Annotated in this window: 6 protein-coding genes and 2 pseudogenes; 2 read left to right on the forward strand and 6 right to left on the reverse strand. The window is 48.6% G+C overall.

The window, feature by feature from the left end:
- Positions 1-32: 32 nt before the first annotated feature.
- Positions 33-950, reverse strand: coding sequence for a LamG domain-containing protein (locus EA408_00450; GenBank protein TVR75380.1), 918 nt, complete (start codon positions 948-950; stop codon positions 33-35).
- Between the two features lie 49 nt (positions 951-999).
- Here EA408_00450 and EA408_00455 point away from each other — a divergent pair.
- Positions 1,000-1,257: pseudogene (locus EA408_00455) on the forward strand (isocitrate dehydrogenase (NADP(+))).
- 2,087 nt (positions 1,258-3,344) lie between these two features.
- On the opposite strand, the pseudogene EA408_00460 reads toward EA408_00455, so the two are convergent.
- Positions 3,345-4,469, reverse strand: a pseudogene (locus EA408_00460) (hypothetical protein).
- Positions 4,470-4,562: 93 nt separating this feature from the next.
- Between EA408_00460 and EA408_00465 the strand changes: the two are divergent.
- Complete coding sequence (locus tag EA408_00465; protein TVR75375.1) at positions 4,563-4,760, forward strand: hypothetical protein; 198 nt, start codon at positions 4,563-4,565, stop codon at positions 4,758-4,760.
- A gap of 118 nt (positions 4,761-4,878) precedes the next feature.
- Here the strand turns inward: EA408_00465 and EA408_00470 are convergent, their stop codons facing one another.
- From EA408_00470 to EA408_00485, 4 genes are all read right to left on the reverse strand, one after another.
- Positions 4,879-5,589 carry an ABC transporter ATP-binding protein gene (locus EA408_00470; protein ID TVR75376.1) on the reverse strand — a complete coding sequence of 237 codons (711 nt, stop codon included), beginning with the start codon at positions 5,587-5,589 and terminating at the stop codon, positions 4,879-4,881.
- A gap of 28 nt (positions 5,590-5,617) precedes the next feature.
- Positions 5,618-6,781: an ABC transporter permease gene (locus tag EA408_00475; GenBank protein ID TVR75377.1), complete on the reverse strand. Its 1,164-nt coding sequence runs from the start codon at positions 6,779-6,781 to the stop codon at positions 5,618-5,620.
- Between the two features lie 64 nt (positions 6,782-6,845).
- Complete coding sequence (locus EA408_00480; GenBank protein ID TVR75378.1) at positions 6,846-8,069, reverse strand: ABC transporter permease; 1,224 nt, start codon at positions 8,067-8,069, stop codon at positions 6,846-6,848.
- Positions 8,070-8,405: 336 nt separating this feature from the next.
- On the reverse strand, positions 8,406-9,265 hold an 860-nt coding region (locus EA408_00485), incomplete at its 5' end, for a hypothetical protein (protein TVR75379.1).

A 9,265-nucleotide genomic window follows, 5' to 3' on the forward strand; every position in this document is an offset into this window, starting at 1 on the left:
TAAAAGCCCCCGGAATTTAATTATTTTGTTAATTACGGAGCGGTACGAACACCGCGGCCTCCGCGGTTATTGTGCCTGCCGGCAGCATCTAGAGTTGTAATATTATTCCTGTCGGATACCCTTAGACGATCCAAAGCGGTTGTAAAACCAGCCCCGCGGAGACCTAATGTACCTGCGTTCCAATTGGCAGTATTAAAAAAGCCTGCTTCTGTCAGAACACCATCTCCATGCAAACCGGTAAACTCTCGACCAGCAACACTTCCTGCTGCAATTGTCATCTTCCATAAGTTGCCACTTAGCTCCATAATCCCCCAGTACGATGCGCCCGATGCTGTGCGCGAGCTTGTTCCGGTTGCTCCAAAACCTACCCTAAGCGGCCCTGCGCCAACACCTCCAAATGTACCTGAAGCAGTATATACAGCATTGACATTCTGCGCTTCACCCCCAATCTGAACCAAGTCTCCCGTGCCGCTATGGTATTCAGCCTGGAGCCAGGCTTGGGAACGGGCAACAGGCGATAACCTGAACTCATCGAGTTCGCCTTCCAGGTTGAGTCCCATAACAAGGTTGCTGGCATTCGTGTTGATATCTCCTGTCAATGCAAGCGTGCCGGTTAACAAGCCATTTACATATATCCTCTGGTGAGAACCATTATATGTAATAGCTACGTGCTGGTACTGGTCAAGAGTCAGGGCTGATGATACCCTTTGGTTGTTGATGTAACCCCTTAGCTGGCCATCGTAGTAGCTAAGCTGGTATGCATCCTCGCCTTTACCGGCGATCACGGCTTCGCCCTTGATTTCCAGTTCCAGGCTCTCCAGCTCAGGAGAGTGGGTTGCATTGTTTGTTGAAAGCTCCTGCCTGACCCACAGGTACTTGTCCGTCAGGTCATCACCCTCGTTGATGCCGGGGATGGGATCACCTTTGGTGGCAAATCCATAGCGCACTATAACAACACCGGAGCCTCCGCTGCCGCCACGGCTGGCTGTTGCAGAGGATCCGCCTCCTCCACCGCCAAAATCATCCTCCCCATCACCGCCCTGGTTACCTCCACCCTGGCCTCCTGCAGCACCTGCCCCGGTTGAACTTCCGCCGCCACCGCCACCGCTACCATTCTCACCGCCACCACCGCCGCCGCTACCGTAGTAACGAGGCTCTCCGGTAATACTTGACAGGTAACCCATACCGCCGGCACCACCCATAACAACAGCCCCATTGGAGCCAGATGAACCTGCGCCACCGCCACCGCCACCGCCATAATCGCCGTTGCCGCCGGTAATGCATGTATAACCCCTTCCTCCGGCATGACCCTGCCCCGGGGTACCTGCTGCTCCTTCGCAGCTGGGATTGGTAAACACCTCACCTTGTCCCCCACCACCTGAACCACCTTCGCCCGGGGGTCTGAGACCTGTATTGCCACCAGAACCAAATCCGCCGCCAATAGCCTCGAGGGTGCCAAAGGTAGAGTTTCCTCCACTTGTTTGAGCATCAGCATTGCCTGTTCCTGAATGTGCGCCTCCGGCACCCACGGAAAAAGCAATGATCTGTCCCGGCTCAACCGTGTAATTGGTTTCATGGATTACTCCACCTCCGCCGCCACCGCCGGCATTGTCGGACCCGCCTCCGCCACCGCCGCCAACAACAAGCACTTCCAGTCTTGTGATCCCGTCAGGAACAGTAAAACTGCCGTCTGCTGTAAATATCTGAACATTGTCAAAGTCGGGTGGGGTATCAGCACTTTCATTAATGGCAGTGTATATTCTCACGGATTGGGGATCTTTATAGCGGACAAGTACGATACCTGAGCCGCCTGCACCACTTACTCCTGAATTATTGTTGCTGCCACCACCACCGCCACCACCGGTATTAGGCATAGCATCTTCGGCATTATCATCTGAACCTGTAGCTCCAACACCGCCGCCACCTTGCCCCCCATCACCGGAAGGACTACTGCCCCTGCCATGACCACCACCGCCACCGGCAAACCAGCCATTATCCCCCCATGTTGTTCCAAAAACATGACTGTAGTCCATTCCTGCACCGCCTGCACCGCCAGTATCTCCGCTATTACTTTCTCCAGATCCACCTGCTCCACCACCACCGGAAGCGCCCGTGGTTGCTCCTACTTGTTGACCACCATCATTTCCAAACCCACCTGAAGCCGAAGCAGGTTGTAATCCTTCTCCATAAAGATTCCAATCGGAAGAACCTTCAGCTCCACCTCCACTACCACCATCACCTGCAGCACCACCCTGACCACCGGCACCACCACCTCCTCCAAGCGCTGTAATGCTGCCAAACGAACTGTTTTCACCATTAAATCCACTAGTATGGGCTGTTTGCGGTGATCCACCCTGACCAATTATTACAGAGATATTGGTCCCTGGTGAAACATTAAAGCCATCTTCATAAACAAGGCCGCCGGCGCCTCCACCTCCTCCTCCAATAGTATTGGCGTTTGGGGAATTACCTCCTGAACCGCCTCCACCAACAACAAGCACGTCAACCTCGGTTACTCCTTCGGGTACAGAGAAAACTCCGCCGGAAGTAAAGGCAACTACCTTATAGCCCCACTCATCCTCCCAGTCAATTGAGCTGCTGCCGGCCTTTTTAATAGCATCAAGTGATATTGCATTTGAGATTCGCCAACCTGTTCCCGGACCGGTATCAACCGCGAGCTTATCGGCTGCCGTGGTCAGGTTATCTATTGAATGGTAATCTGCCCAGTCGGCTGATGTTGCCTCGGTACGGTTAACACCTGTTAACTCCCGGGGCTTGATCCAGCCGCTGATCGTGACAAAATCTTCAATATCGAGTGTAGCATCATCTGCAATGCTTATGGCTCCTTCCCCGTCAAATTCCTGGGCAAGTCCGACCTGACCTTCAATCCTGTTTGCTACAGTACCGGTACCGGTGCCATCGTTTCCCCCTTTAGAATCCTTGTACTCGCCGGCAGCACCATCGGCATCCTCATCTAAATGCCAGACAGAAACAAAATCATCATCCCATACATTACCAGGATCTGCACCGTCAGCAGCGTCCAGGATGTTCCCGTACTCAAGGGTGATAACGGTGTTCTGGGAGTTTGAAATCAATGGAACTTTTACCCAGTATTCTGCTTTCTTGTCTGCGAAATTGTGCCTTTCTCTGAGATAGCTCAGAGTATTGCCCTCCGAATCGTAGAAACGGAAGTCGAATCCATCTTCACGGCACCTGAAAAAATCGAAATTATCTTCATCCAGCCTTACAAGAACAGGGAAGTTTGTAAGATTCTCGTTTACTTTAGTATGATCAATAGTTATATCACGTTGGAAACCACTTGCAACAGGTGCTTCGGTAGCAGTACCGGCATTTTCAATGCTGGTAACTGCACCTATCCTTCTATTGCCCCATGCGTATTCGTTAGCAACAGGACTGGCGGGACCGCGGGCGGCTTTCTCGTATTCCATCTCGGTGTATGGACGAAGTGCAGCCCAGTCCAGGTATGATAGTAAATCTTCAGGTGAGATCCAGTTAACCGGCAGATAAGGATGTTCAGTTTCATATTCTGCCGGGGTTACATTTTCGTTACCTTGTGTTATTATTTTTATCCTATGCCGCCTGTTATTATTTGCAGTCTGATCTTGAGCGTATACACCCACACCATCGCCGGGTGAGCCATTAATCCGGGCATCCTGTTGAGCGTAGGTCAGGGTATTTAAAAAATCTACATACGCCTGTTGGGTTATCTTATGTTTCATCATATAGAAACCATTATAACCTGTAGGATAACCTTCTGCAAATACGCCGGCAGTCCTGGATCCGGCAGGACCAGTTGCCCATAGATTGCCGGCAGTATTTCCAATTTGGAATGGGGCGCTGGTAATTTGGAATGGGGTTGTATTACTCTCTCCTCCTGCATGAAATCTATTGGTCTCACCACCCCCGCTTCCCACGTAGAAGCTACCAGTTGGCACATATACCATTTCAATTCCAAACACTCGGATGTCCACCTCATGCTCAGGGTCCAGTCCATCCTCACCATAATCCCATCGTAGCTGCACCCCGTTGATTTCGGCGGTGCCGGCAAAGATGACGCTGGGATAGATGAATATGCCCTTGTTAACACCGCCAGTTGCTCCGAGAGAGCTGGTGTAGTTACCCGGGATAGTATGACCCGCACCGGCCAGGGTGGCATGTCCCCACTGCACGTTAGTCTGGTCAGTGCGTTTATACTTCATGATTACCCATGCGGCATCCCAGTTGGTATTGGCACCGTCATCAACCCTGAAGCCATAGTCCCAGCTCAGGTTGAACTGGACTATAATATATCTGTCCGCGTCATTACGCTCGACAATGACAATATCGCTTACCCGGATATTGGTGGCGAGAAGGGCCTGACAGGTAATCAGCATGAAAATAACCGTCAACAGACGATTTATTAATCCTGGCTTTTTCATAATTGTATGTGTTTGCAGATTGTTTTTCATTTAATTCTTTTGTCCTGTAACTACAGGTAATATTTGGTTAAAATGAGGTGATTATTGTCCGGAAAGGGATATCCCGGCCAGCAGCTGCAAGGAATGCCTTGCAGATCAGCAACTGACAGCCAATGGCAGGGGTACGATTTATTATTCTCGTGTCCCGGGGAAAAAGAAGTGGGTTGTGAAACTGGTATTAGTAAATATTCTTTCAATAATAATCAGATTTATGATGATATAATCAATAAAATTTTCAAAAAAAATAAAATGTATAAGAATCCATTTTTTTTAACGGGATGACTATTAATTGGTTTCAATTATAGTAATAATTTTATCACGTGAAAGCTCATTTTTTTACCATATTGGTAAAAAGTGAGACAGAAATCAGTTTTATACCTGTTAACAGTATTCCCTCTGCTCAGGCCTTCTCTTCTACCTCTTCTCTTTCAAAATGCTCATCGCTGGCCACTGCTCCGTCAACCAGTGTTATTACACGACGGGCCCTTTCAATAACCCTCCGGTCGTGCGTTGAGAAGATGAGGGTGATGTTCTCTTCCCTGTTCAGCCTGGCCATGATATCCAGCAGGTTGAAGGCCGACTCTGTGTCGAGGTTCGCAGTTGGTTCATCGGCAAGGATAAACCTGGGTTTGGATGCCAGGGCTCTGGCAACAGCCACCCGTTGCTGCTGCCCTCCTGAGAGCTTGGCGGGCCTCACATCCATTTTATCCTCAAGTCCCACCTGCTTCAGAAGCTCAACTGCACGGTTTTCCATATCCCTTTTGTCAACTTTCTGCAACAGCATAATAAACGACACGTTTTCCTTTGCTGTAAGAACTGGCAGCAGGTTATAGCTCTGGAAAACAAATCCAATGTTATGCAGCCTGAAGTCTATCAGTTTAGATTCTTTCAACGAAGTGATATCAGTGCCATCAATCATGATATTTCCTTCTGTTGGCTTGTCGAGGCCTCCCAGCATATTGAGAAGGGTTGTTTTGCCACTGCCCGAGGGACCAACGATCGCGGTAAATTCTCTCTCTTCAAAATCAACACTTACATTATGAAGTGCACGAACCGGCACCATATCGCTGTTGTAAATTTTGGTAAGATTTTGTGTCTGAATTATTTTCATGGCTTTGTCAATTTTTTAATTTGCCTGACTACTCATGCCTGACCGCTTCCGCGGGTTTGAGTCTTAACGCTCTGAGCGCCGGCAAAATAGCTGCCAGGAATACTGTTATAACTACCATTATGGTAAGGGTGTAATAGAATGAAGGATCCAGGGCGGGGTAAATGACAGATGGGAAACCCATGTATTCGAGAGAATCACCACCGACTACTGCAAGATTCAGCCCGGTATTTTGAATAGCCCGGATGGTAATATAGCCCAGCAACACTCCTCCGGCAGCTCCTCCGAAAGTAATGAATGAGGTCTCAAGAAGGATCATACTGAAGATTTTTTTCTTGTTCATTCCCACTGCCATCAGCATCCCCAGTTCCTGTATCCGCTCATATACTGACATCAGCATGGTATTTACAAGCCCGAAGGCCATAGCCAGCAGGATAATCCCCAGTATTATCGTTATCATAACCCCGAACATCTCATTCAGGTAACTAAGCTCAGGCGATACCTCGGCCCAGGTTCTTACCTCAAGCTCAGGAAATTGTTCCTTCAGGAACGCGGCTACCGGTTCCGACTCGTCAATATCGTCAAGAATAATTGCGATCTCACTTACCATAGTAACTGAGTCAAGATAGCTGACCAGATCAGACTGCAGAATGTAGACATTGGTTTCATCAAATGTGGTGTTGGAGGTCTGAAATATTCCAGATACCCTGAATGCAGCTGAAATTATTTCATTATCGGGATCCTGGAAAGTAAGGACTACCCTTGAACGCTCCTGCACCTTAATCTTGTCAGCCAGTGTCCGGCCTACCAGGACCGGGTTGCGCCCGGGATCTTCGAAGTAACTGCCTTCAATAATGTTCGAGCCAATACTTGATGTCTGATTCTCCAAGGGGGGGGCAATCCCGATTATCCTCACGCCGGTGGTAAGGTTGGCCGTTGCAAGCATCCCGGTAACCATTGTGCGTCCTGAATAACCCTTTACCCGCGGTATTGAGCTTATGGTATCCATAAGCTCCTTATAGTTGCCGATATGGTTTCGTATGTTGTCGTCCTTCAGGTATTCCGGATTGTGGATCTGTATATGTGATACATGCTGTTCAATGGTTGTCCTTTGCCTCTCAGTCACAAGTCCGTTAGCAATACCCAGAGCCAGGAGTCCGCCCCATAGCCCAATTGCAACAGCAAACATCATCATAATACTGCGTTTGTGGTTTCGCCACACGTTACGCCACGATATTATTATAAGTGTCTTCACAGGCTTATTTTTTAACTTTCATTATGTCAAGTGTATACGCTTTGCGTATCGGATAAAGCCCAATAACAAAAGCGATGGCAAGCACTACAAGAGCCTGGGAAACAAATACCCAGGGATCGGCTGAAAATGGTAAAACAGGCTCAAATCCCATATCGACAAATGTTTCTGCCATCTCTCCTGTAAAGGTTACAGGGAAAAGTTTAAAGTATACTACGACAGGTATAGCGACCAGTATTCCCACAACAGCTCCTGAAACTGAAATAAAGAGAGATTCAAAGAAACAGATCACTGCCAGCTGTCCACGTTTCATACCAAGAGATATAAGCATGGCAAACTCTCTTTGCCGCTCAATCATCATTGTCATAATTGTTCCATAAATGCCGAAGGCCACCACAATATAAAGGATCATCATCATTACCATCGTGCCGGCTATATCGAATTTCATAAGCCTCAGCAGATCCTCCAGCATCTCTTCCCAGTGGATTGCCCGGTACCATTCAGGATCGAGGCGCTGGTTCAACTCATTGACAATAGCCCTGCTGTGCCTGGGATTATAAGGCATTATTAAAAGTGATGTGAGCCTGTCTTCAGCCATATAGAACCATTGGGCCGCCGGTAGAGACATGTAAATAGTGTTATTGTTCATCTCCGGTAGCCTAAGGTCAATAAGTCCCTTGATGGCATACATTCCCGCAGCGGTAGTTCCCTGAAAGCCCTGTCCCAACAGGGTAATAGTGTCGCCAACGCCAACACCCAGAATACCTGCCAGTCCCTTTGCAACCACAATATCGGCGTCATCAGGATCAAGAAAATCTCCCGCAACAACATCATCAGTGAGGTTATTGAGCCGGCTCTCCTTAAAAGGGTCTATACCCAGTACCATGATACCACGGGTCTGGTCGTCAGTTGCAACCAGGGCGAAATTCTGTATCCGGGGAACATATAACTCTATTTGATGCGACAAATCATCAAGAACACTCTTTACGCTCTCATCAAAAAGCATGGCGTTATCCATCGACGGCTCCTCCTCAAAGAGCACGTCCTGAACCTGCAGGTAACCAGTGCTGTAGGTCACCATGCTTTCTATCATGCGGTTGTATGTTCCCTTCTCCATGGAGTAAAATGTAATTGCCAGCATAACCGCGAACAGCACCGAACTCATGGAGATCAGTGTCCGCCGTTTATTGCGCCATATGTTACGCCATGCCAGGGTTAAGAATAACTTCATCTGTTCAAAATTTGGTTTAATATGTCACATGGAACCCCCATGTTTTGATTAATAGTAGTCTTCATGGCAAAAGTATCTAATTATATTATGGATTAGGATTTCTTGTGTTAGATATTATTTTGTAGAATAGAGAAATATAATATAAATACAATGTTTTCGAATCTGGCTCAACCCGGGGGGTTAGGATAAGGGAATAAAAGGATTCAGGACTTTGGGGCCCATTCCAATGTTATTGATGGAGCGGCTGGCCGGTTGATCTTGTGGGAAGAATAATGGAGCGGCTGGCCAGTTGATGTTGTGGCCAGGATGATGCCCTGTAATATGTTGCTAACCCGCTTAAAGGAACTGCTGCCTGTTGAAAAGGATGTAGCCGAAGTTTATCATAAACACCCAGGTGCCGGTCTCCTGGCCAAGGTAGGATGCGCTGATGCTCAGCGGGCCGGGGGAGAGGTGGCGGACCAGTGCAAAATTTGCAATATATGACGGGCTGAAGCTGATATTCTCAAAACGTGTGTTGTTATCCAGGCCTGGCTCAATGGTCTGCAGTGGCTGGAAAGCATAGGCCTCAGCCCTTACACTTGAAGAGCGTGATATTGACCAGGCAGCCTTCAGCCCTGCCGCCATGTAGTTTGAGGCCCTGAATTCGGGAAGAAACCTGGTCCGCGCCAAAGGAAACGGGTTGAACTGTTTTGCTATACCCAGTGACGATGTGTAATTGCTGAGCAACGGGCGGTCGCTTAAAAAAAGTTCTGCAGTATATCCCGGTGAGAACCGGCTGCCGTTAAGCAGGTAATTTTCGTGCCTTACCGACAGCTCCCACCAGGAGTGGTCCTGCAATATTTCTCTGTCACTTCCGGCTTCAGCCGGCTGGAAGTTCTCCTTGCCTGTTACATAGCTGAGGCATGCACTCAGCAGGCTTCCCGAGGTCGCGTACTGTTTCCTGTTGAGTGTATTTCTTTCGTAGCGCATATATCCTCTCCACGGGGTGAACCAGGTCACATTGTTTTTATCTGTTTTTGAGAAATCGTCAGAGTCATAATAGGTGTTCCTCAGCTCGGTCCTGAACCCGCCGGCCTCCAGCGTACCTTTCCGGCCAGCCGGCATTCCCAGCCTCAGTTCACCCGTAACCTCACGTTGCCTGAGAAAGGCAGGCTTCTGCTCTTCAAAAAAGAAGAGCGGACTGGATGAGTATTTCC

It is taken from the genome of Marinilabiliales bacterium, from assembly GCA_007695015.1.
Taxonomy (GTDB): domain Bacteria; phylum Bacteroidota; class Bacteroidia; order Bacteroidales; family PUMT01; genus PXAP01.

What these genes read in the sequence shown, in the direction of transcription:
- EA408_00465 (TVR75375.1), top strand. Translation starts at nt 4,563, where the DNA reads ATGCCTTGCAGATCAGCAACTGACAGCCAATGGCAGGGGTACGATTTA.
- EA408_00470 (TVR75376.1), bottom strand. Translation starts at nt 5,589, where the DNA reads ATGAAAATAATTCAGACACAAAATCTTACCAAAATTTACAACAGCGAT.
- EA408_00475 (TVR75377.1), bottom strand. Translation starts at nt 6,781, where the DNA reads ATGATGATGTTTGCTGTTGCAATTGGGCTATGGGGCGGACTCCTGGCT.
- EA408_00480 (TVR75378.1), bottom strand. Translation starts at nt 8,069, where the DNA reads ATGAAGTTATTCTTAACCCTGGCATGGCGTAACATATGGCGCAATAAA.